Origin of the sequence: Enterobacter cloacae complex sp. SYL001, assembly GCF_049237025.1 — a bacterium.
In the GTDB taxonomy this organism is placed as follows: domain Bacteria; phylum Pseudomonadota; class Gammaproteobacteria; order Enterobacterales; family Enterobacteriaceae; genus Enterobacter; species Enterobacter intestinihominis.
The window spans coordinates 44240-68128 of sequence record NZ_JBMKJI010000010.1 but is presented as its reverse complement, the minus strand read 5'-3'; the positions used below and the strand labels follow the sequence as shown (position 1 = coordinate 68128).

The window sequence follows — 23889 nt, the reverse complement described above, 5'->3', positions numbered from 1 at the left end:
TCTTTCTAATCTGTGGATTATATTAATATTTTTGCTATACTTTTGAGATATCTCCATACACCAGTTGAGATAACTAAACATCATGGCTCAATTCAATCACTTTGAACTCTCACTTCTGAACCCCAGCTTTGACTCCCCTTTGGTCGACGCGTTGACGGAGCTGGAGCTGCTCCGGCACCTGCGGCTGGAAACCGACGTTCATCCTATCCTGTTTGCGCAGTTGAAGGCCGTATTCCACATGCTGGAGAGTCTTGGTTCTGCAAGAATTGAGGGAAACCACACCACGCTTGCCGACTATGTTGAAAGCAAGGTTGAAGGAACGCAGAGTTCGACGGATCAGCTCAAAGAAATCAACAATATTGAAGCCGCGATGGAGTACATCGACGGATATCTGAGCAACGGCGATGAGATAACGGAATATTTTATCCGCGAGTTGCATAGTCTGGCGGTAGCCGGATTGCAACAGGAAGGCGACAGAACGCCCGGTGCATATCGGCAACATAACGTCAGCATCGCTCAGTCTGACCATTTGCCGCCGGACCACATCCGCGTCCCTGATTATATGGCGGAACTGACCTCCTTTATTAACCGCGCCGATAAGCCAAAGTATGACTTGATGAAGATTGCGCTGGTACATCATCGTTTCGGCTGGATACATCCCTTTGGCAACGGTAATGGCAGAACGGTCAGATTGCTGACCTATGCGTTGCTTATCAAGTATGGTTTTAACGTTCAGACAGGTGGTCGGGTTCTCAATCCGACAGCCGTATTCTGTAACGATCGGGAACGCTATTACGCCATGCTTTCGTTAGCCGATAAGGGAACAGAGCAGGGGCTGGAAGAATGGTGCTTATATGTGCTTTCGGGGATCTCCTCTGAGCTGAAGAAAGTCGATCAACTGACGAACCACGCTTTCCTGAGCGAAAAGATCCTGTATCCGGCCATCGATTTTTCGTCGGAAAGAGGGTTGATAAATCCGCTGGAATCAAAGGTTCTGAAACGTGCGGTTGAACTGGGGACGATAAAAGCGGGCGATCTACGTGCTGTGTTGCCTGATCTGAAACCGACGCAGGTGACTTACCAGCTTGGTAAACTAATTGAACGGGGACTGCTCCAGCCTGTAGAAGAAGGGGCGCGTACCTATACGGCGAAATTTTCTAATTCGTATCTGATACGTGGAGTGATTAAGGTTCTGCGGGAAGAAGGGTTTATTCCTGATTTGTGATATCAAAAATATAATAGTGGATTATTTACACTTTTATATGGTTATTTTTGATGAAGCATAGCAGCTATTAATATAGCTGCTATACATCTGATTTTTTTTGGGGAAAATTTAACTTTAATTAGAAGCTTCATTTGCCATAGTTGAGTTGACCCCGAGTGATTCTTTTGTTTTAACGTCATTTATTAGTTTGTTCATATAGCTAATATCAAGAAAATGGCCCTGTGCAAATGAACTGAAAATTGAAAAAATAAATGAAATAAATCCTTGAGGGTATATACGGTCATCAACAATAAGCTTAGTAAATGTTACTAAACGTTCCTCTGCGGTACGTCCATCGGAAGCATTAACGACACCTTGGCAACAAGTATTGAATAATACAATTATAGCGTTATCCAGAGATAATGGTCTTCTTTTCTTATAATGGTTGATATAAACTGAAAATAATGGCAAAGAGACAGCATGAGTAAACAATGAACATAAGCTATTAAAGTTATTAAATGGATTGGCGTGTATTTGAAATATTTTAGTCACTAAAGTGACATGTTGTTCATCATCTGAATTTGCCAATGCAATACAATCCTTGTAGCTTATATACATAGGAAGATAAGTTTCTACATGACATTGGAAATTTTTTAACCTTATAGGTAGCGGTAGATGCTCTAAGAGATGGGATGTAAACACTATCGAATTTACTATCTTTATTTCAGAGTCTAAAGACTTTGTCAGGGCACTAAAGGAGTCATCAATAATAAAATATGGTGTTTTTGTGAACAGAACATATTTCATTGTAGAATAGACAGATGCGTCTAAAAACTCTTTTACATTTAATAAAGTATCTGGCGTATCCGCTACCGGAACTGAGTGAACTTCGCAGTAGTCAAGTAAGTTATTCAGGGAGTCACGAATGGATGCTGTTGAACTTTGAATGTCTTCTGCCGTTATCCTAAAAAGATGATCATCGCGCACACCGATAGATAGATAAGAAGGATTTTCAACTTCAGTTAACCAATTATCAATGCAAGTTTTAGTCTCATTTGTGATTATTAGTTTGGATCTACTTTTGCGTAATGTTATGTCTGAATGCGTTAAAGCGAAATAAATGATACCATGAATATCAGTAATAAATTGTTCTGGATGATCGACTTCACCCTCGGGTAATGATAAAGATTTATTGACTCTCTGAGAGGTTAGTAGCTTCAAAATAGATTTTACAGGTTTTCCTTTTTCAAGTTCATTAGCTTTAAGATATAAAGGCACATTCTGACAATTGATAATATGTTCTTCTCTTGATTGATGATCATATTGCGAAAATTCGTCTTTTATTTTTTGAAACATTAACTCTGGGTCTGAAGGAACTTCTATCTTTTTTATCGGGAAGTTAATGTCTGGTTTTTCAGAGACAATATTTAGTGCATATCTGAAAATAACATGATAAGGATTTAATTCTTCTATTATTTTTACTCTATCCATGACATAAACATCTTCCTCATTTATAGCTAAATTAGCAAGAAGATCTCCATATTCAGTGTGAGCAGATAATAAGGCACCTTGTTCTTTATCAGGTGTTATATCAAGAATAACTTTCTCTTCTTCCACTCCATTACGGATCAGTTTTATAGCTCTTATAACTTTATCTGGATATTGCGTGTTTAATTCATTAGCTTTTTTAGCTTGATAACCTGTTAAAGATGAAAAATGTGTTTGTAAAAGAATAGATGCAAATTTTTGTGGCGAGCTAATAAATTTCTCTGAAATTATTTTTTCTGAAAAATGAGGATCTACTTTATTTGAGATAAGTCTCAATAATGACAAGGTATGAGTATCGAAAGATGAGAAAACAGTTTTCGGTATTCTTTCTAGAATAGTAATGGCTGTAGCTGGAGCAGTTTTTAAGGTACAACGAATCAGTAGAAGCCAAGGGTATGAATTATCATCATTTTTCTTAATAGCCTCTTCTAGGGCTATTATTGCCTGAGGCCAACTGTTATATGCAATATCTATTCTGGCCTGAAGGAGCCATGTGTAGTGATCCCATAATGTTTTATCTATCCTGCTCAGGCATTCTGTTAATGTAGTTAGCTTTTCTGCACGAATAAGTGACTCAAAATAGGCTATAACTAAGCGTGACGGCCATAAATTTTCAGGTAAACGAGGTTCGAGAAGATCACAGCTCTCTTTAGCAAGATCTAACCAGAGTAGATCATCACATAAATTAACTAAGCCATTGCCGGAAAGAGATGTTTTATCTTTATGTGCTAATGGAATGAAAATAGCAAGATCTTCTTTGATTCTATTTTTATTAATGTGATCATTACTATCATTTAATAATAGTTTAGCTTTTAACGAGATAAGTTGATAGTTGAAAGGCAAGTTTTTAATATAATCATCTTGTTTTAAATCAGTATTCAGAATAAGCTGCTTTATATTTTCCTTAATATACGTTCCTTTTGCAGCGGCCTCTAATAATACAATCAGAGAGCCTGATGTTAACTCATCATCTTCTTTAATATCACGTAAAGTGAGAGGAGCTGTTTCATCGAAAGAGAATAGCATATCAACAAAGTCAGTAACAGATTGGTTAATGGCTGATATTTTATCCTTATATTTAGCTATTGTTTGAATAAGTTGATAATGATTTGCTTTAACAAGCATAACTAAATTACTTAAAGAATAAAGCAACCATTTGTTCTCTGGATATGCTTCTAAGAATGTGATTGTGTCATTTATGCAGCTAATTACTTGATCATAGACATCTTTATCCAGAGATAGTAAATCTATATTGTGATATTTTTCTGCAAGTTCCAGTACGGTAATATAATTAAGCAGAATAGAGTTTATAGGTGTTGGTACTCTTTCAACTAAGATCGTTGCAAAATTTTTTGCTGATATTTGATTTTTTACCCGGCTGGCACCTATAGATATTGCATAAAGTTCATCTACACTAACGAGAGGCTGGTTCTCATTCCAGAAATCGTTAATTTCATCTTCAGTTGCAAGGCACTGAAGATAAAACATGTGTGAGTATTTTTTCTTTGGAGACTGTGAGTATATGGCTATAGCATTTTCATGATTGTTATTTTTAAACTCTATAAGCATAATAACAGAAAAAACAACGTCTCTTAGTTTATCTGATAAATCATCTTCTTTGGCAAGAGTATACAGTTCATCAATTCCAGAGGTTAAAGCATTTTCTGATGCAAGAATTGCTGTATTTAATACATCTACAAATTTTCTGGCGACAGGTGTGGCAGGTAATTTTTTTATAGCGTCTATAATGGTCTTGGCCGTGGCTATATCGCTGTTACGTATCTTTCTAAATATGTCCTCTGCAATAGGGAATAGGTTTTCGGGGGTAAGTTCTGATGGGTATGTTATTTTATTACCAAGGACAATGTCACCAGAACCGTAATGTGAAGAGCGCAATTCATTATTCATTTCTGATGACCTTACTTTTAGTTATTGATGATTTTATTACCATGCACGATATCACCGCTACCATGATGAGTACTAACATGGTTAATAGTCTGCGGTGCAGTTTTAATCTCCATTAATAGCCTCAATAACTCAGGATCGTTATCAATTCTGGTTTTTATTGCTTTTCCACTTAAATCATCATTTATGCCCAGTTGAGTAATTTTATCCGCCATTATTTGCGCAGTATTATCGTCAATCAGCCAGTTTCTAAGAGTATCTTTTAACCAGACCGCACTAATCGTTACGCCAGATTTTAATCCGTCATAAAGTAATCCCGACAAAATGGTACTTGTTAGAAAATCCATAGTCATTTCTCTTTCTCTATAGTTAATCATATAGATAACTATACATGAAGTGTATCTTCGAGTACCAGAGCCTGACCGTACAGAAAGTATGGATGAGATGAGTTCTTGCTGCTGCTAACTAAACGCGGTATCGTTTGCGAGCACCCGCAAATTCAGGTGCCGCGATTGGTCTCCTGAAGATATTCCTTACTGGCGACATATGACGCGCTTTATGTCGTTCATCCGACTACATCTCAATGGTGGGCCGGGCGGAGGCGTCGCAAAACGCGCCGGTGTCCAGTAAGGCCGGTAAGACCAACTCAGTTCGGTGCCACCACTCGTAAGGTTGGTCTCTGCGGTGGTGGTTAAAACAATCACTTATTGGAGGCTGCCATTATGGCTAAAATCCCCGCTCAAACAAATTCGTTACTTGCCGTCCCTTCAACGCTGTTACGGACTTCACCGTCCTCGCCAGCTACTGCGAAAAGTTCGCCTAAACCCTGATTGAAAGTAAAGATCTGACATTAAAAATGGCGCTTAGCGGCAGACTCAACGCTTGTCTAATGCTGCTCCAGCACACGCCGTTTGAACCTTTCCTTCCCCATCTTGTTGTAAGCCTGACCGTTGCTACCCTCTCGGCAAACGTCCCCAATTGGGCCTAAATACACAGAGCTTTGTCACCACAGCCTTGCCCTGACGCAGATGCTGGCGGAGCAGAGGTTTTCCTAAGAAACAGAGAAATTCCTTAACTGGCTGCTGTATGACCTGATCAACTACTTCGCGGCGGAAATGAAAGCCTCACGCTGACTACGTACCGCCGATGGTTAGAAGTTTATGATGGGGAGGCGGCATGATCATAATGCAACCAGACAGGTATTCCGCCGGTATTATTGCGGCACTGAAAAAGCGCGGAATGTCGCTTTCTGCCGTTTCTCGAAACTTAGGGCTGGCATCATCCACTCTGGTAAACGCGTTTACCCATAGCTTGCCCAAAGCTGAATGGCTGATCGCCGAAGCGCTAGGCGTTGTGCCAGAGCAAATCTAGCCCTTCCGTTACCGTAAGTCTGAAAATGACTAAATCGTCTCTCCCGATCTTCTAATGGCTTTGCTTTTAGACGATCGGGAGAAGACAAGCGAAACGCTGCAGTCCTGGCTCGTAAAATTCTTTTATAAAGAAAGAACCGTTTTTCCTTTCTTTACCATTGGTACTGGCATAGTTTCCCTCCTGCTCCATGCTGTTATTGACAGCGCTCAACGCTTCGCGACATGAATGAAGCGCCTGCTATCAGCGATTTGCTGTATGAAGCCGTGGGATATTACGCCGAAGCGCTATAAGCTCCGCGTTGTCTAAGAACAAAAGAGGGGAAGCATTGAACAACTGGACTAGTCAAAAAAGCAAAAACCCGCCTTTTGGGCGGGTTCTTTAAATAGTGGTGCCCGGACTCGGAATCGAACCAAGGACACGGGGATTTTCAATCCCCTGCTCTACCGACTGAGCTATCCGGGCAACGGGGCGCATTAAACCCGATCCTCCCTCCGACGTCAACGAAATTTGTTGTTTTCGTTGCAGGCTGCACACTCTCTCACCATTTCGTCGCAAACTTAAGCGAAAAAGTGCGTCCAGAGCGCGGAAAGCGGCATCGCGAGCAGCAGGGCAGGGAGCATGTTCACCACTGCAAACATCTTGATGCCACAGATGCGCAGCCCTGTCGCCAGCAGCAGCAGGCCGCCGACGGCGGTAAAGTCCGCCATCATCGCAGGCGTCGTCAGCGGCAAGATCAGCGTGGCGCAGGTGGCCAGCGCCAGCTGAATAAGCAACATCGGTACGCAAATCGCGGCGACGGCGATGCCGAGAGTGGTGGCAAAGATGGTGGCAGTAAAGAAATCCAGAAACGCTTTCGCAATCAATATGCTGGGATCGCCGGTCATCCCTTCCTGCATCGAACCGAATATCCCCGTGCCGCTGGCGCAGAACAGAATAATGATCGCAACGTAGTTCTGAATAAACGACTCGTGCGTGCCGTGCTTTGCCTTGCCCGGTCGGGCAATCAGATTTTTGGCTTTGCCTACCGCGTGATTAATGCCTTTTTCCAGATAGCAAAACTCGCCGATCAGCGCGCCGAGCAGCGTCGCCAGTACCATCACCGGCAGGTTGGCGCATTTCACCACTAAAAGGATACCAATCCCTAACGACGCCAGGCCAAAAATGGAGGGCATGGAGACGCGAATACGCTCCGGCAGCCGCTGACTTAATACTGCCCCAAGTACACCGCCCAGCAATACGGCTCCCGCATTGATAAAGGGTCCAATCACCACGTTTAACTCCTGTTATTTAAGCACTGGCATTGCATGATTATGGCACGTCCGTCCCTGATTATGCTTAGCTTTGGGAGGCGTAACGCATACTGATTCCTTCTTGCACCTGAAAATAAAAGGTGACATGATTGCGCGAATTTTCTCCTTCCTGTCTCACCGTTCGGTGAGGGTATTTGCGCTTATGAAAACCATGAAAATTGCCGTCAGCCGTGAGCTGGTATCCAAAGTTTCTACGCATCGCGAAAAGGTTATGCTGGATAACACCGATTTCACCGATGTGGCGGCAGTCGTCATTACGGTTGTTGAAAGCTACAGCGGCATTCTTGCGTTGCTGAAGCGTACGGGCTTTCAGCTACCGGTATTTATGTTCTCAACAGAGCCAGGAGAGGTGCCAGAGGGTGTCACGGCGATCATCTCGGGTAAAGCACAGGAATTGCTGGAACTGGAATCTGCCGCCTGCCGGTATGAAGAGAACCTGCTGCCACCCTTTTTTGACACCCTGAGCCAGTATGTGGCGATGGGAAACAGCACCTTTGCCTGTCCGGGTCACCAGCACGGCGCCTTTTTCAAAAAACATCCCGCCGGGCGGCAGTTTTACGACTTCTTCGGTGAAAACGTGTTTCGTGCCGATATGTGCAATGCCGACGTGAAGCTCGGTGATTTGCTGATCCACGAAGGTTCTGCCAAGCACGCGCAAAAGTTCGCGGCGAAAGTGTTCAACGCGGATAAAACCTACTTCGTGCTGAACGGCACGTCGGCGGCCAATAAAGTGGTGACCAATGCGCTGCTGACCCGTGGCGATCTGGTGCTGTTCGATCGTAACAACCATAAGTCCAACCATCATGGGGCGCTGATCCAGGCCGGGGCAACGCCTGTCTATCTTGAGGCAGCCCGTAATCCGTTTGGTTTTATCGGCGGGATCGATGAACACTGCTTTGATGAGGCCTGGCTGCGGGAACTGATCCGTGACGTCTCGCCGCAGAAAGCCGCCGAGGCGCGCCCGTTCCGTCTGGCGATCATTCAGCTCGGCACCTACGACGGCACGATCTACAACGCCCGTCAGGTGATCGACAAGATCGGTCACCTTTGCGACTACATCCTCTTTGACTCCGCCTGGGTTGGCTACGAGCAATTTATCCCGATGATGGTGGAAACGTCTCCGCTTCTGCTGGAACTGAACGAGAACGATCCGGGAATTTTCGTGACCCAGTCGGTCCACAAACAGCAGGCCGGGTTCTCGCAAACCTCACAGATCCATAAAAAGGATAACCATATTCGCGGTCAGTCGCGCTTCTGCCCGCACAAGCGGCTGAACAATGCGTTCATGCTGCATGCCTCCACCAGCCCGTTTTACCCGCTGTTTGCGGCGCTGGACGTGAACGCCAAGATCCACGAGGGTGAGAGCGGACGCAGGTTGTGGGCTGAGTGCGTCGAGCTGGGCATTGAAGCGCGCAAGGCCATTATCGCCAACTGCCATATGATCAAACCCTTTATCCCACCGGTAGTGGCGGGGCGGCCATGGCAGGATCACCCCACGCAGGCTATCGCCAGCGAGCGTCGCTTCTTTAGTTTTGAACCGGGTGCAAAATGGCACGGTTTTGAAGGCTATGCCCGCGAGCAGTATTTCGTCGATCCGTGCAAGCTGCTGCTGACCACGCCGGGCATTGATGCGGAAACAGGGCACTATACCGATTTCGGCATTCCGGCGACCATTCTCGCCCACTACCTGCGCGAAAACGGCATTGTGCCGGAGAAGTGCGATCTCAACTCCATCCTGTTCCTGCTGACGCCAGCCGAGAGCGCGGAGAAGCTAATGCAACTGGTGGCGATGCTGGGGCAGTTTGAACAGCATATTGAAGACGATACGCCGCTCGTGGATGTGCTGCCGACCATCTATCAGAAATACCCGGTGCGTTACCGCGACTATACGATCCGTCAGCTGTGCCAGGAGATGCACGATCTCTACGTCAGCTTTAACGTGAAGGATTTACAGAAGGCGATGTTCCGTCAGGAGAGCCTGCCTGCCGTGGTGATGAACCCGCAGGATGCCAACCAGGAGTACATTCGCGGGAACGTCGAACTGGTGCGTATTCGTGACGCCGAAGGACGCATTGCCGCCGAAGGTGCGCTGCCATACCCGCCGGGCGTGCTGTGCGTGGTACCGGGGGAAGTCTGGGGTGGAGCAGTACAGCGCTACTTCCTGGCGCTGGAAGAGGGCATTAATATGCTGCCGGGTTTCTCGCCAGAGTTGCAGGGCGTTTACAGCGAGAAGGATGCCGACGGGATCAAGCGACTGTATGGGTACGTGTTAAAGTAGGGCCCCTCACCCTAACCCTCTCCCCAAAGGGGAGAGGGGATTGCACGGAGCCGTCTTTTCACCCTCGCCCCTTTGGGGAGAGGGCCGGGGTGAGGGGAGTTAAGTCGCACTACGCCGGTACATCCTTCTCGGATGCCCAATCTTCCCGTACAGCATCTCCACCGTCAGAAAACCCACCTCCACGCAGTGTTCCAGATAGCGCCGGGTGGTGGTTTTACTCAGTCCCGTCTCGCTCACCACCTCATCCACCGTAAAGCAGTGCGCCGCCTTGTTGTTAAACAATGTTTGCACCCGCGCCAGCGTGTTCTCCTCTATCCCTTTGCTGCCGTTGTCCAGTCGATAATTTTTCGCCTGTAGCTGATAGAGTGAATCCACGTTCTGTTGGTCGACAATCTTCCAGACGCGCTGCTGTTCGGCAAACTGCACAAAACGTTCCAGCGACTGGCTCAGGCGTTTCCAGGAAACCGGCTTGAGGATGTAGTCGAACGCGCCGTTACGAATGGCCTGGCTACAGGTGTCCATATCGCTGGCGGCGGTGATGAAAATCACCGAGCAGTTGGCGCGGGTGAGCATCGGGTTGCTGATAAGGGTGATGCCTTTGCCGTCCGGCAGATAGTTATCCAGCAGCATCAGCTTCGGCTGTTTGCTCTCCAGTTGTACCTGCGCGTCGGCCAGTGACGCGGCAATCCCCACCAGCCTCAGGCGCGGATGTTTACCGATAAGCTCCGCGTGCAGTTGCGCCAGTTCGTTCTCGTCTTCAACAATCAGTACGTCGATAAGTTCATGTTGCATAGTCGGTATCTTCCAGTTCCTGTACGGGGTGCCGGACCGTTCCCGTGGCGGGAATAAACAGTGAGAAAATGGCACCGCGTGGGGTGTTATCGGCAACTTCAATTGCACCGCCAGCCTGCGTGACGTAGCTTTCAATCAGATACAGGCCAATACCGTGATCGCCGCGCGTTTTGGTAGTGATGCCGCGCTCAAAGATCCGGTCGCGGATCTCCGGTGTGATGCCGACGCCCTGGTCGGCGACTTCAATAATCAGTTCCTGCTCGTTCAACTTTATTAGCACGTCTACCGGGGCATGCGGGAGCGGGGCGCGTTGGGTCGCTTCGATGGCGTTATCCAGCAAGTTCCCGATGATCGAGACTAGTTCCGATTCGAGCAGCGGCAGGAAGGGTTTGTCCACCCGGCAGGCCGGATCGAAGCTCAGCTCAACGCCTTTTTCACGCGCGCGGGCGGCCTTTCCAAGCAGCAAACCGCACAGCGTCGGGGAGCTAAAGCGGGACGAGATAAAGTCCAGCAGCTCCTGAGCGTGTTCCGACTGCGCCTGTATGTAGCGGATCGCCTCGTCATAACGGCCCATATGCAGCAGGCCGGACAGCGTGGTCATGCGGTTCAGCTGTTCATGGCGCATAATGCGCAGGTTATCAACATAGCGCTTCACCTGGCTGAGCTGGGCGCTGAGCGAGTCGATCTCGTTGCGATCGCGAAAGGTGATCACCCAGCCCTGCAACGCATCTTCCAGCATGATCCGCACCCGGCTGGCAATGACCGTGAGATCGTTAAAGCGACAGATCTCATCGTGGGTGTCTTTCGCAAGCATGGTTTGCGCGTTAAAGAACGGGACGGGCGCGATCACCTGGCTGATGAGTTGACCCCGCAGTTCGCGGGCGGGCTGGCGTAAGCCTAATAATTTACGCGCCGCCTGGTTAATCACCTCAATGCGGAGATCGTCGTCGATGGCAATCACCCCTTCATAAATGGATTCCATCATCGCCTTTTGCTGACGCACCAGCAGGCCGATTTCGCGCGGCTCCAGAGAGAATATCTGCTTCTTGATGCTGCGGGTGAAGAACCAGGAGAAAATAAACAGGGCGATAAGCAGCAGCACGGCGGCAATCAGGATATTAACCACCTTGCTGACGGTGATGGTGTCCAGATAGCTTGTGAGATAGCCTACCGAAACAATCCCTACCACCTGCCCGGCATCATTAAAAATGGGCGCTTTGCTGCGCAGCGAAATGCCTAACCCGCCCTTGCGGATGGTGATGGTGCTTTTGCCGTGTAATACCTCGTCGTTGTCTCCGCCAACCAGCGTTTTGCCTACCCGGTCGGCAAACACGGAATGGAAAAGATGCAGCCCTTTATTGTCACCAATCACAATAAAACTGGCGTCGCTGCGGGCGGCTATTTTCTGCATAAAGTCATGGATGCCCTGGATATCCTTTTGTTCGACTTCTTTTCGCAGAGAAGGAATAAGCGCAATTTCTTCGGCCTGTATTTTTGCGCGCGCGCTCATTTCCTGATAAAGCTGCCTGCCGACATCGACATAATAATATCCGCCCAGTAATGCGAACAGCACTGAGAAAAAGGCGACCAGCGAAATAAACAGCTTGATCTGAAACGATACTTTCATAACTATCACGCGAGATATCAACAGGTCGGCTGAATATATCATCTTTTAAGGCCAGGATGCCCGCTTTGCCGAAAACTTGTGATCCCTTGCACAGCGCAGCCTGTAAAAGATTTTTCGAAAGTCTTATCCTCTTAAGGCTAAATGAATAAATGTTATTTCTTTGTTCAGTTAAGAAAAGAAACCATAAAAACCACGGTAATAAATAAGGCATAAATCACATTAAATAAAAGAAACCATTAAAACCATAGCGGCCATTAAAACTTCGCTTTTAATATGCCATTCCTCACATAAAGTAAGCCTTTGTGACTCTAAGCTGGACGCACAAAATAACTAAGGGGCTTATTATGAGCACAACTGACGATTCATTCTCTGTTACCCACGACCCGATTGATATTCAGCGGCCATCGCTCAAAGAGCGCTGGTGGCATATTATGGATACCTGGAAAATCGGCATTATTCCTCTGCCACTGTTCGTTCTGGCGGGCGCGCTGATTGCGATAGATTGCCTGGGCGGAAAACTGCCGAGCGACATCGTGGTCATGGTGGCCACGCTGGCCTTCTTCGGCTTTGCCTGCGGTGAGTTCGGCAAACGCCTGCCGATTGTCGGCAAGCTCGGCGCGGCGGCAATTTGCGCCACCTTTATCCCTTCCGCGTTGGTCTATTACGGCCTGCTGCCGGACGTGGTGGTCGAGTCCACGACCAAATTCTATAAATCCACCAATATTCTCTACCTCTATATCTGCTGCATTATTGTCGGCAGCATCATGAGCATGAACCGCACCGTGCTGATCCAGGGCTTCCTGCGCATCTTCTTCCCGATGCTGTGCGGTGAAATCGTCGGCATGATTGTCGGCATGGGCGTTGGACTGGCGCTGGGCCTTGAGCCGTTCCAGATCTTCTTCTTTATCATTCTGCCGATCATGGCGGGCGGCGTCGGGGAAGGGGCGATCCCGCTCTCTATCGGCTATGCCACCCTGCTGCACATGGATCAGGGCGTGGCGCTCGGCCGCGTGCTGCCGATGGTAATGCTCGGCGGCCTGACGGCGATCATCATCTCCGGTTGCCTCAACCAGCTCGGTAAACGCTATCCGCACCTGACCGGTGAAGGCCAACTGATGCCTAACCGCGCCAACGCCGATGCCACCGTCTCTCAACCCGCGTTCTCCGGCAAAGCGGATGTGACCACCATCGCCTCCGGCGCGCTGCTGGCGGTGCTGCTGTACATGCTGGGCATGCTCGGTCACAAGCTGATTGGTCTGCCAGCGCCGGTGGGTATGCTGTTTATGGCGGTGCTGGTGAAGCTCTGTAATGGCGCCTCTCCGCGTCTGCTGGAGGGTTCCCAGGTGGTGTACAATTTCTTCCAGACCTCCGTGACCTACCCGATTCTCTTCGCCGTTGGCGTGGCGATTACCCCATGGCATGAACTGGTGGCGGCGTTCACCGTCAGCAACCTGCTGGTGATTATCAGCACCGTTTCCGCGCTGGTGGCAACCGGCTTCTTCGTTGGCAAAAAGATTGGTATGCACCCGATTGATGTCGCCATCGTCTCCTGCTGTCAGAGCGGGCAGGGCGGTACTGGTGACGTGGCGATCCTGACCGCAGGCAACCGCATGAGCCTGATGCCATTCGCCCAGATTGCTACCCGTATCGGCGGGGCGATTAACGTCTCTGTCTCACTGCTGATTCTGGGCAACTTCCTCGTTTAAGTTTTCAGGAAAGAACAATGAAACTCGCAAGCTTTTTATACCAGGGTAAACGCAGCTACGGCATCGTTCAGGCCGGGGGCGTGATTGATTTAGGCCGCCGCCTGGGCGACCGCTATGGCGACCTTAAAGCGCTGTTGCAGGGGAACGGGCTGGCGCAGGCCACCCGTTTTCTGAACGACGCGGTGGATGTACCGCTGAACGCCATCACCTTCTTACCGGTGATTGTCCAGCCGGAAAAAATTCTCTGCGTGGGCATGAACTATGCCGACAAGCGCAAGGAGTTTGATCAGCATAACCCGGCCCCGACCCTGTTTGTCCGCTTCCCGGATTCACAGACCGGCCACAACGAGCCGGTGCTGAAGCCGCGCCACTCCAGCGAGTTCGACTACGAAGGCGAGCTGGCGGTGATCATCGGCAAAGGCGGGGAGAACATCAGCCGCGACGACGCCCTGCGTCATGTGGCGGGCTACAGCTGCTACATGGACGGCTCCGCCCGCGACTGGCAGCACACCTGGTTCACCGCCGGGAAAAACTGGCGGCAGACCGGGGCGTTCGGCCCGTGGATGGCGACGGCGGATGAGATCCCGGACCCGCACAGCCTGGCGATCCGCACCTGGCTGAACGGCCGCATGGTGCAGGAGGACAACACCAGCAGCATGATCCACAAGGTGGCGGAGCTGATCGAGTACATCAGCACCTTCACCCGTCTCAGCCCGGGCGACGTGATCATCACCGGCTCGCCTGGCGGGGTGGGTAAAAAGCGCAACCCGCCACTGTTTATGAAGGAGGGGGATCGCATAGAGGTAGAGATCGAGCATATCGGTCATCTGAGCAACGTGATCGTGGAAGCGCCAGCCGTCGGGCTCGCGGCAGCGCACTGAGTAAGGCGGCAGCATGCAATCGCAACCCATTGATTTTCGCCACACCGTTGTGGCGAAACACCCGGAACGCTTAAGCCAGATCCGCTACCTGCTGGCAGACAGCGGCCTTGGCCTGGACAACGACATCACGCTGTTTGTTGAAGCCTGGTCCGGCGCGCAACTGGTGGGTTGCGCCGGGCTTGCTGCCAACGTCATCAAGTGCGTCGCGGTCAACGAGCAGCTTCGTGGGGAAAACCTCAGCGCGCGTCTGCTGGCAGAGGTGGAAAATGCGGCGCTGGAGCGCGGCCATTTTCACCTCTTCCTCTGCACCCGTCCGTGTAATAAGGAGCGCTTTGGCCGCAGCGGTTTCTGGCCGGTTGCCCAGAGCGGGAACAGCGCGGTGCTAATGGAGAACACTCCGCAAGGGATCGTGCGCTACTGCCGTACCTTAAGCCGGATGCGAAAGGGCGGGGAAAAAATTGGCGCGATAGTGATGAACGCCAACCCGTTCACCCTCGGTCACCGTCATCTGGTGGAGCAGGCGGCGGCGCAGTGCGATGCTCTGCATCTGTTCGTGGTGCGTGAAGACGCCTCGTTCTTCCCGTTCAGCGCGCGCATTGAGATGGTGCGCGCGGGCGTGGCGCACCTGTCGAACGTGGTGGTGCATGAAGGCTCGCAGTACATCATCTCCCGCGCCACGTTTCCGGCCTACTTCCTGAAGGAGACCGGCAAAGTGCAGCAGGCGTGGAGCGAGATCGACGTGCTGATCTTCCGGGACTTTATCGCCCCGGCGCTGGGCATCACGCACCGTTTTATTGGTTCGGAACCGTTCTGCGATATCACCCGCCAGTACAACCAGACGCTGCACGACCTGCTGGCCTCGCACATCGACGTGGTGGAAATGCCGCGCATCAAAGCCAACGGCAACGCCATTTCGGCCTCGGAAGTACGCCGTTTACTCAAGACACAGCAGTTTTCCCGGATCCGGGAGATTGTCCCGGACTCCACCTTCGCGCACCTCGAAGCACATTATCGTGCGAGTGCGGAAGTCGCATAACTATCAGGAATTTATCATGAATATTGTAAGGGAGGCGCTGGCCGGAACGCAGGAGTCCAGCGACCTGATGGTGAAAATCGCCCCCGCTCACGGTGAGCTGGAGATTGTCATCCACAGTGAAGTGATTAAGCAGTTTGGCGAGCAAATACGCCAGTTGGTCAACGACACATTGCGCGCCATGAACGTGCACCAGGGATTAATCATTATTGAAGACAAAGGGGCGCTGGACTGTGTGATCCGCGCCCGCCTGCAAAGCGCGCTTCTGCGTGCCGCCGATGAACAGGCCATCAACTGGGGGGCGCTGAAATGAGTAAACTCCGCCGCAGTATGCTGTTCCTGCCGGGCGCCAATGCCGCCATGCTCTCCACCGCCTTTATCTACCGCCCCGACTCCATCATGTTTGACCTTGAGGACGCCGTGGCCCTGCGCGAGAAAGACACCGCACGCATGCTGGTGTTCCACGCGTTGCAGCACCCGATGTATCAGGATATCGAAACCGTGGTGCGTATTAACCCGCTGAGCACGCCGTTTGGCCTGCTGGATCTGGAGGCCGCCGTGCGCGCGGGCGTAGACGTGATTCGCCTGCCGAAAACCGACACCCCGGACGATATCTACGAGCTGGAAGGCCACCTCGAGCGCATTGAGCAGGAGTGCGGGCGTGAAGTAGGTTCCACCCGCGTGATGGCGGCGATTGAATCGGCCATTGGCGTCATCAACGCCGTGGCGATTGCCCGCAGCTCCCCGCGCCTGATCGGCATCGCGCTGGCCGCCTTTGACTACGTAATGGACATGCAGACCGAGCGCGGCGACGGCACCGAGCTGTTCTACGCCCGCTGCGCCGTGCTGCACGCCGCCCGCGCGGCAGGCATCGACGCCTTCGACGTGGTGTGGTCAGACGTTAACGACGAAGCCGGGTTCCTGCGCGAGGTCGATCTGATCCGCAAGATGGGCTTTAACGGCAAATCGCTGATTAACCCGCGCCAGATTGACCTGCTGCACAACGCCTACGCTCCGACTCAGGAAGAGGTGGATCACGCGAAACGGGTGATTGAAGCGGCAGAAGAGGGCGAGCGTAACGGCCTGGGCGTGGTCTCGCTCAACGGCAAAATGGTGGATGCACCGATTATTAACCACGCGCAGGTGGTGCTGGAGCGCGCGGCGGCCTCCGGCGTGCGTCGGTAAGGATGACATAATGAATCAGACAGAACTTCTCCATGTGAATTTCCCCCATCTGCGGGATCTGAAGCCTTTTGATACCGCCCACAGCGCGACGCCGTGGCTGGCGGACAGCGAGGCGAAACACAACCGTAAGCTTTGCGCCTCCCTCGAAGAAGCCGTTATGCGCAGCGGCTTGCAGGACGGGATGACCATCTCTTTCCACCATGCCTTTCGCGAAGGCGACCGGGTGATCAACACCGTTGTGGCGCTGCTGGCGCGGATGGGTTTTAAAAATTTGACCCTGGCCTCCAGCTCGCTGATGACCTGCAACGACGCGCTGATCGAGCATATTCAAAGCGGCGTGATCGCCCGAATTTACACCTCCGGTATGCGCGGCAGGCTGGCGGAGGCCATCTCCCACGGGCTGATGGACGAGCCGGTACAAATTCACTCCCACGGCGGGCGCGTGAAGCTGCTCCAGGATGGCGAGCTGAATATCGACGTGGCATTTCTTGGCGTGCCGTGCAGCGATGAGTTTGGCAACGCCAACGGCACGCAGGGCAAATCGTGCTGCGGTTCGCTGGGCTACGCCATGGTGGACGCACACTTTGCCCGTAAGGTGGTGCTGCTGACCGAAGAGCTGGTGCCGTTCCCGAATATGCCCGCCAGCCTGGTGCAGGATCAGGTGGACTACATCGTGCAGGTGGAGAGCGTGGGCGACCCGGCGAAAATCAGCGTCGGTGCGGCGCGCGTCACCAGCAACCCGCGCGAGCTGATGATTGCCCGCTATGCGGCGGACGTGATTGAGCACTCAGGCTATTTCAAACCAGGTTTCTCGATGCAGACCGGCTCCGGCGCGGCGGCGACCGCCTGCACCCGCTTTATGGAAGAGAAGATGGAGCGCAGCGGCGTGAAGGCGCGCTTCGCCCTTGGCGGTATCACCGGCAGCCTGGTGGATTTGCACGAGAAGGGGCTCATCGAAAAGCTGCTCGACACCCAGTGCTTTGACGGCCAGGCGGCGGCCTCGCTGGCGCGCAACCCGAACCACGTGGAGATCTCCACCAACGTCTACGCCAACCCCGGCAGCAAGGCGGCAAGCTGCGACCAGCTCGACGTGGTGATCCTCAGCGCGCTGGAAATCGACGTCGATTTTAACGTCAACGTCATCACCGGATCCGACGGCGTGATGCGCGGCGCATCCGGCGGGCACTGCGACGTGGCGTCGGCAGCCAACCTGACCATTGTGGTCGCGCCGCTGCTGCGAAGCCGCATCCCGACCGTCGTGAAGCGCGTTACCACGCGCCTCACGCCGGGGGAGAGCATTGACGTGCTGGTCACCGACCACGGTATTGCGGTCAACCCGGCGCGCCCGGAGATCCGCAAACGACTCATGGAAGCAGGGCTGAAGGTTGTAGATATCAACGCGCTCTATGAGCGGGCGATTTCCCTGACCGGCGTACCGAAACCGATTGAGTTCACCGACAAAATTGTCGGGGTGATCCGCTACCGCGACGGCAGCGTGATCGACACCGTTCGACAGGTAAAGGAGTGAATATGACTATTGCGACACCCGTGCGGACGGGTGTCAGCCTGGACGCGCTGCTGGCGGCGAAAGAGCGCCGCGCAGCCCGTCAGGCTGACTGGCTTACGCACCATCAACAACCGGTGATCTCCCTAACGCTGGTCACGCCCGGGCAAATCAAAGACAGCCTGCGCTATCGCAACACCATGGGCGTGGCGTTACAGATGTGCGACCAGCTGCTGTGGGAAAACCGCTGGCAGGTGCTGGACCGCCAGGTGCTCTGGCTACCCACCGGACCTGAAGCGCTGTGGTGCGTCGCGCATCCGGCGGCGGAAATTAAAGCGCACTGTGCTGAACTGGAGCAGACGCACCCGCTCGGCAGACTGTGGGATCTGGATGTGATCTGCCCTGAAAACGGCCACGTTGGCCGTCAGTCGTTGGGTTCACACCTCAGGCGCTGTCTGATTTGCGACGAGCCTGCCCACGCCTGTTCCCGTTCTCGGCACCATCCCGTTGAGCAGGTGGTTTCCCGCGTGGAGAAAATGATAGATGACTGGTTTGCTCGCGACTAAACCGCGCCCGGTTGATGTTCCTGCGCTTGCCGCAGAGGCGCTGTGGCAGGAGCTGGAGCTGACGCCCAAACCGGGGCTGGTGGACAGGCTCAATAACGGCTCCCATCGCGATATGGACCATACCTTATTCCTCCGCAGCATTGCGGCGATTACGCCGTGGTTTGCCCGTTTTGCGGAACTGGGTGAAGCACATGCGGAAAAACCTGCTGGAGAGCAGCTACGGATTATCCGCCCGATGGGAATGGCCTGTGAGCAGGCGATGTACGCCGCCACGGGCGGGGTGAACACGCACAAGGGCGGGATTTTTGCCCTTGGTTTGCTCTGCTTCGCCGCCGGACGTGTGAAAAATATCTCTGCGGATAGCCTCTGTTGTGAGGTAAGTAACATCTGTCGTGGGCTCGTGGCGCGGGAACTGGGCGGGCGCTGCGGGCAGGCAACGGCGGGAGAGCGGCAGTTTCAGCTGTACGGTTTAACCGGCGCGCGCGGCGAGGCGGAAAGCGGCTTCAGCACGGTGCGTAAGACGCTGGCGCAGTGGAAGGGAAACACCCTTCATGACCTGTTATTGCGCCTGATGGCCATCAACCAGGACAGTAATCTCGTTTCGCGCGGCGGCACTGAAGGGCTGCGCTACGTCCAGGATTATGCACAGGAGCTGCTGGCGAACGGCTGGGATCAGGATGCGTTACTTAGGATGGATAACGCGTTGATTGAACGAAACCTGAGTCCGGGCGGCAGCGCGGATTTGCTGTCGGTGGGGTGGGTGCTGTCTGGAATAAAATAGCCGGGTGGCGCTAACGCTTACCCGGCCTACGGTTTGCGGTTTGTAGGCCCGGTAAGGCGAAGCCGCCACCGGGCACAACAATCAATGCGCGATCGGCTGCGCACCGTGCGGTTCGCGCACGTGCTTGTACTTGAACAGCGCGATGAACGCGAAGAACAGCACCAGCGAGTACCCGGCGAAGATCAGCCATACTGGCTGCCAGTTGGTGATGCCGTTGGTGGTATACATCTCAACCACTTTACCGCTCACCACGCCGCCCAGAATACAGCCGAAGCCGTTGGTCATCATCAGGAACATGCCCTGCGCACTGGCGCGGATTTCAGGCTTCACCTCTTTTTCCACAAACACCGAGCCGGAGATGTTGAAGAAGTCGAAGGCGCAGCCGTAAACAATCATCGACAGAACCAGCAGCACGGTGCCGAACGCGCTTGGGTCGCCGTAGGCGAACAGACCGAAGCGCAACATCCAGGCAGCGATACTGATCAGCATGACGTTCTTGATGCCGTAGCGGCTCAGGAAGAACGGGATGGTCAGGATGAACAGCGTCTCAGAGATCTGCGAGATGGACATCATCACCGACGCGTGTTCAACGATAAAGCTCCCGGCAAACAGCGGATCGTTATCGAAGCTGTGCAGGAAGGTATTACCGAACATGTTGGTGATTTGCAGTTCCGCCCCCAGCAGCATGGAGAAAATAAAGAAGATCGCCATGCGCTTGTTTTTGAACAGGGCGAAGGCATCCAGGCCAAGCATGGTGCTCCAGCTCTGGTTTTTCTGCTGGTTAGAAACCGGAATGGTGGGCAGCGTCAGGGTGAACAGCGCCAGCAGCACGGAGAGCGCGGCACCAATATACAGCTGCATGTGGCTCAGCTCGAAGCCCGCGAAGCTCACGCCCCACATTGCCATGATAAAGCCGATGGTGCCCCAGATACGGATTGGCGGGAAGTCGGTGACGATATCCAGACCGGCAGATTTCAGGCGGTAGTAGGAGATGGTGTTGATCAGGCCAAGCGTTGGCATATACGCCAGCGAGTTAAGCAGGATCACCATAAACATCGCCCCCGGCGTGGTCACTTCGGCCGCCATAAACAGCGTCCCTGCACCCACCAGATGGCAAAGCATATACAGCCATTTCGCACTTAACCATTTATCCGCCACGATACCGAGCAGCGTTGGCATGAAAACAGCCGCAATACCCAGCGAGCTGTAGACGGCACCGATTGACGCACCATCGAACTTGAGCGTCACAAACATATAGGAGCCGAGTGTAGTCAGCCAGCTACCCCACAGGCAGAACTGCAGAAACGACAAGATTTTAAGCTGCAGCTTAAGGTTCATGTTACTTTCCTCACAAGTGAGCGGGAGATATGTTGTTATAGGAACATTCAAGGTTGTTATTTGATGCAATTCTATCAGTTGGCAACGATATGTTTTGTTACCTCCCGCAAAAAAATGCAATCCACATTAATTTGCAGTTTGGATTGTGATGCAAATAGCATTTTTGTATGGGTGGGATGAGATGGGTGCGGTCTGATGCCCCCTCACCCTAACCCTCTCCCCAAAGGGGAGAGGGAACTTGAACACCCTCTCCCCTTTGGGGAGAGGGCAGGGTGAGGGGTGGTGTTGGTTTCTAGCGGCGACGGTAGTTCTTCTGCGCCGTATTCACCTTATACAGATAGCGGCGGGATTCCGCAGACGGGTGGCGAGTGGTCAGCGTGGAGTACACGTCCCCCGGCGCCATGCTGTTGATGATGTTCGCGGCCTGCACTTTATCGTTCGAGAAGACGCGCAGGACGCTGCCCGCTCCGCCGTTGTAGGCGGTGATCACCGCATAGCGACGTGAAGTCGGGTTATCAATCCCGCCGAGATAAACATTGTTCAGCATCGCCAGATATGCGGTACCGGTATCAATGTTGCTTTGCGGGTCAAACAGGTAGCTGCGGCTCGGCGTACCGGATTTCCCCTGCGCGCGGAACACGTCTTTACCGGCGCTGTGCTGCACAACCTGCATCAGCCCCAGCGCGTCGGAACGGCTCACCGCATACGGGTTGAACGAGGATTCGGTCTGCATAATCGCCAGGATCAGCGACTCATCCACGCCATACTTACGCGACGCCTGACGCACCATGCCCAGATACTTATGCGCACGCTTGTCGAGGTGGTTCGGCACCAGGTTGATCGTAACGCTATAGATCACCTTCAGGCCATTGGTGCGGCTTTTCAGGCGCGTTTGCAGCAAATAGTCTGCGAAGTTCGTCGCGCGACCTTCCCAGCGAATCGGCTGACCGGTCTGGTCAACGACCTGCCCATACAGGAACGGCTCTTTGGAGATAGTAATGTCATCGGCATCAGAGTAGAGATCGATAGATCCCGGATCGTCGCCCATCAGCAGGGTTTTGATGATGGCCTGACGTAAATGCGCCGCAGGTTCAGTCCCCGCGATGGTTTCAATCGTAATCGTACCGTCATCGAAGTTGATGTGGCTACGGGTCTGATAGGCGTCGGTATACTTAACGTAGTCCTTCGGTCCGGCAATTAGAACTTCGTTAAATCCCCATATGTTCTCGATGTTATGGGCAAACTGCCCCATCAAAATGTCAAAACCGTTGGTGTCCTTAACCCAGGCTTCGTTATAGCTATCGCCCTTTTTGGAAGAACAAGACACAAGCAACGGCGCAACAAGTGCTAGCGCTAATAGTTTTTTCATCATTCCGGGAGTGCGTGTTGTGTTTGCTTTGAGGTTGCTGTTGCCGGGTGGCGCTGCGCTTACCCGGCCTACATAACCGTAGGCCCGTGCAAGCGCAGCGCCGCCGGGCAGCAGCCGCAGAGTATTATTTTTCCGGTGGCGTATAGCCTTCGATGTGGACGTCTTTACCCTCGAACAGGAAGTTCACCATCTCCTGCTCCAGCAGCTTGCGGTGTTCCGGGTTCATCATGCTGAGCTTTTTCTCGTTGATCAGCATGGTCTGTTTTTTCTGCCACTGTCCCCAGGCTTCTTTGGAGATCTCGTTGTAAATGCGTTTACCCAGGTCGCCCGGGTAGAGCTGGAAATCCTGGCTTTCAGCGTCGCGCTGCAGGAAAGTACAAAAAATGGTTCTGGCCATACTCATTCCTCTTTGTCTTGCCGATGCTAAACCATTTCACCGACACGTAATTGCTGTAACAGGCGCTCCACGGGAGCCGCCAGCCCGACTGATGGCGGTTGCGCTAAGTTATACCAGAGAGCGGTGCCTTCATCCATGCAGGAGGTGAATGAGGACACGGGAAGCCACATAGGCACAATATCCAGATGGAAATGGCTGAAGGTATGACGGAACGCGTTGAGTTGCGTCAGGGTATCGGCCGCAATGCCGCGCTGTTCAAGCCATGCCCGAAGCGAAGCTTCATCCTCAAACTGTGGGAAGCAGTATAGACCACCCCACAGGCCACTCGGCGGGCGCTGGGCGAGAAACACCTCGTCGCCATGCTGCATCAGCAGCATGTACCCGGTGCGTTCAGGCAGCGTCTGCTTCGGTTTTTTCCCCGGATACTGCGCCCAGGAGTGGTTCGCATAGGCCACGCAGAGGTTATTTACCGGGCAGAGTTCGCACTTCGGTTTTGAACGGGTGCAGACCATCGCGCCCAGATCCATCATCGCCTGGTTAAAACGCTCCACCCCTTTCGCCGGAGTGACCGCTTCACTGATCTCCCACAGGCGCTTCTCAACCTCTTTCTTGCCCGGCCAGCCTTCTACGGCGTAGCAGCGTGCCAGCACGCGCTTGACGTTGCCGTCGAGAATAGGGAAATGCTTGCCTAAAGACAGGGAAAGGATTGCGCCTGCGGTTGAACGCCCGACGCCGGGCAAATCCGCCACCTCGTCAAAGGTCTCCGGGAATTTACCGTTGTGGCGGGTGGCGACCTGCTGTGCGGCTTTGTGCAGGTTGCGCGCGCGGGCGTAATAGCCGAGGCCTGTCCACAGGTGCAGTACCTCGTCTAACGGCGCGTTGGCCAGATCGGTGATTGTCGGGAAGCGCGCCATAAAACGCTCGAAATAAGGAATGACCGTCGCGACCTGCGTTTGTTGCAACATCACCTCGGAGAGCCATACTTTGTAAGGCGTTTTTTCAATTTGCCAGGGCAGGGTTTTACGCCCGTATTTGTCGTACCAGTCCAGCACCTGGGCTGAAAATTGAGAGGCTTGCATGGTCATCGATTCGCT

The 23889-nt window shown here is 52.5% G+C and carries 20 protein-coding genes, 1 tRNA gene and 1 pseudogene; 12 read left to right on the top strand and 10 right to left on the bottom strand.

All coding sequences use genetic code 11. The annotated features are described in order from the left end of the window. Positions 1-82 precede the first annotated feature (82 nt). Positions 83-1225: a Fic family protein gene (locus tag ACOTZP_RS11895; protein WP_047057490.1), complete on the top strand. Its 1143-nt coding sequence runs from the start codon at positions 83-85 to the stop codon at positions 1223-1225. A 114-nt stretch (positions 1226-1339) separates the two neighbouring features. Here the strand turns inward: ACOTZP_RS11895 and gapS6b are convergent, their stop codons facing one another. Together gapS6b and gapS6a are read right to left on the bottom strand one after the other, a co-directional pair. Then, a complete protein-coding gene (gapS6b, locus tag ACOTZP_RS11890) occupies positions 1340-4660 on the bottom strand; it encodes a GapS6b family protein (RefSeq protein WP_271075141.1) in 3321 nt (1106 codons plus the stop codon). 17 nt (positions 4661-4677) lie between these two features. After that, on the bottom strand, positions 4678-5010 hold the full coding sequence (gene gapS6a, locus ACOTZP_RS11885; protein ID WP_223863115.1) for a GapS6a family protein: 333 nt from the start codon (positions 5008-5010) through the stop codon (positions 4678-4680). Between the two features lie 369 nt (positions 5011-5379). Between gapS6a and ACOTZP_RS11880 the strand changes: the two are divergent. Both ACOTZP_RS11880 and ACOTZP_RS11875 read left to right on the top strand, forming a co-directional pair. After that, positions 5380-5790 (top strand): annotated as a pseudogene (locus tag ACOTZP_RS11880) (hypothetical protein). A 43-nt stretch (positions 5791-5833) separates the two neighbouring features. Beyond that, a complete protein-coding gene (locus ACOTZP_RS11875) occupies positions 5834-6028 on the top strand; it encodes a helix-turn-helix domain-containing protein (RefSeq protein ID WP_226870056.1) in 195 nt (64 codons plus the stop codon). Between the two features lie 386 nt (positions 6029-6414). Here the strand turns inward: ACOTZP_RS11875 and ACOTZP_RS11870 are convergent. Beyond that, a tRNA-Phe gene (locus ACOTZP_RS11870) sits at positions 6415-6490 on the bottom strand. A gap of 95 nt (positions 6491-6585) precedes the next feature. After that, positions 6586-7299, bottom strand: a complete 714-nt coding sequence (locus ACOTZP_RS11865; protein WP_003862452.1) for a DUF554 domain-containing protein — start codon at positions 7297-7299, stop codon at positions 6586-6588. Between the two features lie 181 nt (positions 7300-7480). Here ACOTZP_RS11865 and ACOTZP_RS11860 point away from each other — a divergent pair, with 181 nt between their 5' ends. Further along, positions 7481-9616 (top strand): ornithine decarboxylase, encoded by a 2136-nt coding sequence (locus ACOTZP_RS11860; RefSeq protein ID WP_404347688.1) that lies wholly within the window; start codon positions 7481-7483, stop codon positions 9614-9616. A gap of 99 nt (positions 9617-9715) precedes the next feature. On the opposite strand, the gene ACOTZP_RS11855 is transcribed toward ACOTZP_RS11860, so the two are convergent. Together ACOTZP_RS11855 and ACOTZP_RS11850 are read right to left on the bottom strand one after the other, a co-directional pair. Further along, positions 9716-10408, bottom strand: coding sequence for a response regulator (locus ACOTZP_RS11855; protein ID WP_022649373.1), 693 nt, complete (start codon positions 10406-10408; stop codon positions 9716-9718). After that, positions 10398-12035: an ATP-binding protein gene (locus tag ACOTZP_RS11850; RefSeq protein WP_022649372.1), complete on the bottom strand. Its 1638-nt coding sequence runs from the start codon at positions 12033-12035 to the stop codon at positions 10398-10400. The genes ACOTZP_RS11855 and ACOTZP_RS11850 overlap by 11 nt, the downstream gene beginning before the upstream one ends. A gap of 344 nt (positions 12036-12379) precedes the next feature. Between ACOTZP_RS11850 and ACOTZP_RS11845 the strand changes: the two genes are divergently transcribed. The 8 genes from ACOTZP_RS11845 to citG are packed head-to-tail and all read left to right on the top strand — an operon-like array spanning position 12380 to position 19691. Next, a complete protein-coding gene (locus ACOTZP_RS11845) occupies positions 12380-13741 on the top strand; it encodes a 2-hydroxycarboxylate transporter family protein (protein ID WP_271075143.1) in 1362 nt (453 codons plus the stop codon). Between the two features lie 17 nt (positions 13742-13758). Then, positions 13759-14622, top strand: coding sequence for a fumarylacetoacetate hydrolase family protein (locus tag ACOTZP_RS11840; RefSeq protein ID WP_023298578.1), 864 nt, complete (start codon positions 13759-13761; stop codon positions 14620-14622). A gap of 13 nt (positions 14623-14635) precedes the next feature. Continuing rightward, a complete protein-coding gene (gene citC / locus ACOTZP_RS11835; protein WP_271075144.1) occupies positions 14636-15658 on the top strand; it encodes a [citrate (pro-3S)-lyase] ligase in 1023 nt (340 codons plus the stop codon). 16 nt (positions 15659-15674) lie between these two features. Continuing rightward, positions 15675-15968 (top strand): citrate lyase acyl carrier protein, encoded by a 294-nt coding sequence (gene citD / locus ACOTZP_RS11830; RefSeq protein WP_271075145.1) that lies wholly within the window; start codon positions 15675-15677, stop codon positions 15966-15968. After that, positions 15965-16840 carry a citrate (pro-3S)-lyase subunit beta gene (citE, locus tag ACOTZP_RS11825; RefSeq protein ID WP_023306921.1) on the top strand — a complete coding sequence of 292 codons (876 nt, stop codon included), beginning with the start codon at positions 15965-15967 and terminating at the stop codon, positions 16838-16840. Before citD ends, citE begins: the two co-directional genes overlap by 4 nt. Before the next feature lie 10 nt (positions 16841-16850). Further along, positions 16851-18368 (top strand): citrate lyase subunit alpha, encoded by a 1518-nt coding sequence (citF, locus tag ACOTZP_RS11820; protein WP_271075146.1) that lies wholly within the window; start codon positions 16851-16853, stop codon positions 18366-18368. Positions 18369-18370: 2 nt separating this feature from the next. Continuing rightward, positions 18371-18910, top strand: a complete 540-nt coding sequence (citX, locus tag ACOTZP_RS11815; RefSeq protein ID WP_022649366.1) for a citrate lyase holo-[acyl-carrier protein] synthase — start codon at positions 18371-18373, stop codon at positions 18908-18910. Next, the gene (citG, locus tag ACOTZP_RS11810) at positions 18888-19691 is read left to right on the top strand and encodes a triphosphoribosyl-dephospho-CoA synthase CitG (protein ID WP_271075147.1); all 804 of its coding nucleotides are present in this window, start codon (positions 18888-18890) and stop codon (positions 19689-19691) included. The genes citX and citG overlap by 23 nt, the downstream gene beginning before the upstream one ends. An 81-nt stretch (positions 19692-19772) precedes the next feature. Here citG and ACOTZP_RS11805 read toward each other — a convergent pair whose 3' ends face one another. From ACOTZP_RS11805 to mutY, 4 genes are all read right to left on the bottom strand, one after another. Next, positions 19773-21029, bottom strand: coding sequence for a nucleoside permease (locus ACOTZP_RS11805; protein WP_015571846.1), 1257 nt, complete (start codon positions 21027-21029; stop codon positions 19773-19775). A 292-nt stretch (positions 21030-21321) separates the two neighbouring features. Then, positions 21322-22398: a membrane-bound lytic murein transglycosylase MltC gene (gene mltC, locus ACOTZP_RS11800; protein ID WP_032621902.1), complete on the bottom strand. Its 1077-nt coding sequence runs from the start codon at positions 22396-22398 to the stop codon at positions 21322-21324. Between the two features lie 124 nt (positions 22399-22522). Beyond that, positions 22523-22795, bottom strand: a complete 273-nt coding sequence (locus tag ACOTZP_RS11795; protein WP_271075148.1) for an oxidative damage protection protein — start codon at positions 22793-22795, stop codon at positions 22523-22525. A gap of 26 nt (positions 22796-22821) precedes the next feature. Continuing rightward, a complete protein-coding gene (mutY, locus tag ACOTZP_RS11790; RefSeq protein WP_171936010.1) occupies positions 22822-23874 on the bottom strand; it encodes an A/G-specific adenine glycosylase in 1053 nt (350 codons plus the stop codon). Positions 23875-23889 lie beyond the last annotated feature (15 nt).

What these genes read in the sequence shown, in the direction of transcription:
- gapS6b (WP_271075141.1), bottom strand. Translation starts at nt 4,660, where the DNA reads ATGAATAATGAATTGCGCTCTTCACATTACGGTTCTGGTGACATTGTC.
- citX (WP_022649366.1), top strand. Translation starts at nt 18,371, where the DNA reads ATGACTATTGCGACACCCGTGCGGACGGGTGTCAGCCTGGACGCGCTG.
- ACOTZP_RS11840 (WP_023298578.1), top strand. Translation starts at nt 13,759, where the DNA reads ATGAAACTCGCAAGCTTTTTATACCAGGGTAAACGCAGCTACGGCATC.
- ACOTZP_RS11860 (WP_404347688.1), top strand. Translation starts at nt 7,481, where the DNA reads ATGAAAACCATGAAAATTGCCGTCAGCCGTGAGCTGGTATCCAAAGTT.
- ACOTZP_RS11805 (WP_015571846.1), bottom strand. Translation starts at nt 21,029, where the DNA reads ATGAACCTTAAGCTGCAGCTTAAAATCTTGTCGTTTCTGCAGTTCTGC.
- citD (WP_271075145.1), top strand. Translation starts at nt 15,675, where the DNA reads ATGAATATTGTAAGGGAGGCGCTGGCCGGAACGCAGGAGTCCAGCGAC.
- ACOTZP_RS11795 (WP_271075148.1), bottom strand. Translation starts at nt 22,795, where the DNA reads ATGGCCAGAACCATTTTTTGTACTTTCCTGCAGCGCGACGCTGAAAGC.
- ACOTZP_RS11845 (WP_271075143.1), top strand. Translation starts at nt 12,380, where the DNA reads ATGAGCACAACTGACGATTCATTCTCTGTTACCCACGACCCGATTGAT.
- mltC (WP_032621902.1), bottom strand. Translation starts at nt 22,398, where the DNA reads ATGAAAAAACTATTAGCGCTAGCACTTGTTGCGCCGTTGCTTGTGTCT.
- citC (WP_271075144.1), top strand. Translation starts at nt 14,636, where the DNA reads ATGCAATCGCAACCCATTGATTTTCGCCACACCGTTGTGGCGAAACAC.
- ACOTZP_RS11855 (WP_022649373.1), bottom strand. Translation starts at nt 10,408, where the DNA reads ATGCAACATGAACTTATCGACGTACTGATTGTTGAAGACGAGAACGAA.
- ACOTZP_RS11875 (WP_226870056.1), top strand. Translation starts at nt 5,834, where the DNA reads ATGATCATAATGCAACCAGACAGGTATTCCGCCGGTATTATTGCGGCA.
- ACOTZP_RS11895 (WP_047057490.1), top strand. Translation starts at nt 83, where the DNA reads ATGGCTCAATTCAATCACTTTGAACTCTCACTTCTGAACCCCAGCTTT.
- mutY (WP_171936010.1), bottom strand. Translation starts at nt 23,874, where the DNA reads ATGCAAGCCTCTCAATTTTCAGCCCAGGTGCTGGACTGGTACGACAAA.
- gapS6a (WP_223863115.1), bottom strand. Translation starts at nt 5,010, where the DNA reads ATGACTATGGATTTTCTAACAAGTACCATTTTGTCGGGATTACTTTAT.
- ACOTZP_RS11850 (WP_022649372.1), bottom strand. Translation starts at nt 12,035, where the DNA reads ATGAAAGTATCGTTTCAGATCAAGCTGTTTATTTCGCTGGTCGCCTTT.
- citG (WP_271075147.1), top strand. Translation starts at nt 18,888, where the DNA reads ATGACTGGTTTGCTCGCGACTAAACCGCGCCCGGTTGATGTTCCTGCG.
- citF (WP_271075146.1), top strand. Translation starts at nt 16,851, where the DNA reads ATGAATCAGACAGAACTTCTCCATGTGAATTTCCCCCATCTGCGGGAT.
- citE (WP_023306921.1), top strand. Translation starts at nt 15,965, where the DNA reads ATGAGTAAACTCCGCCGCAGTATGCTGTTCCTGCCGGGCGCCAATGCC.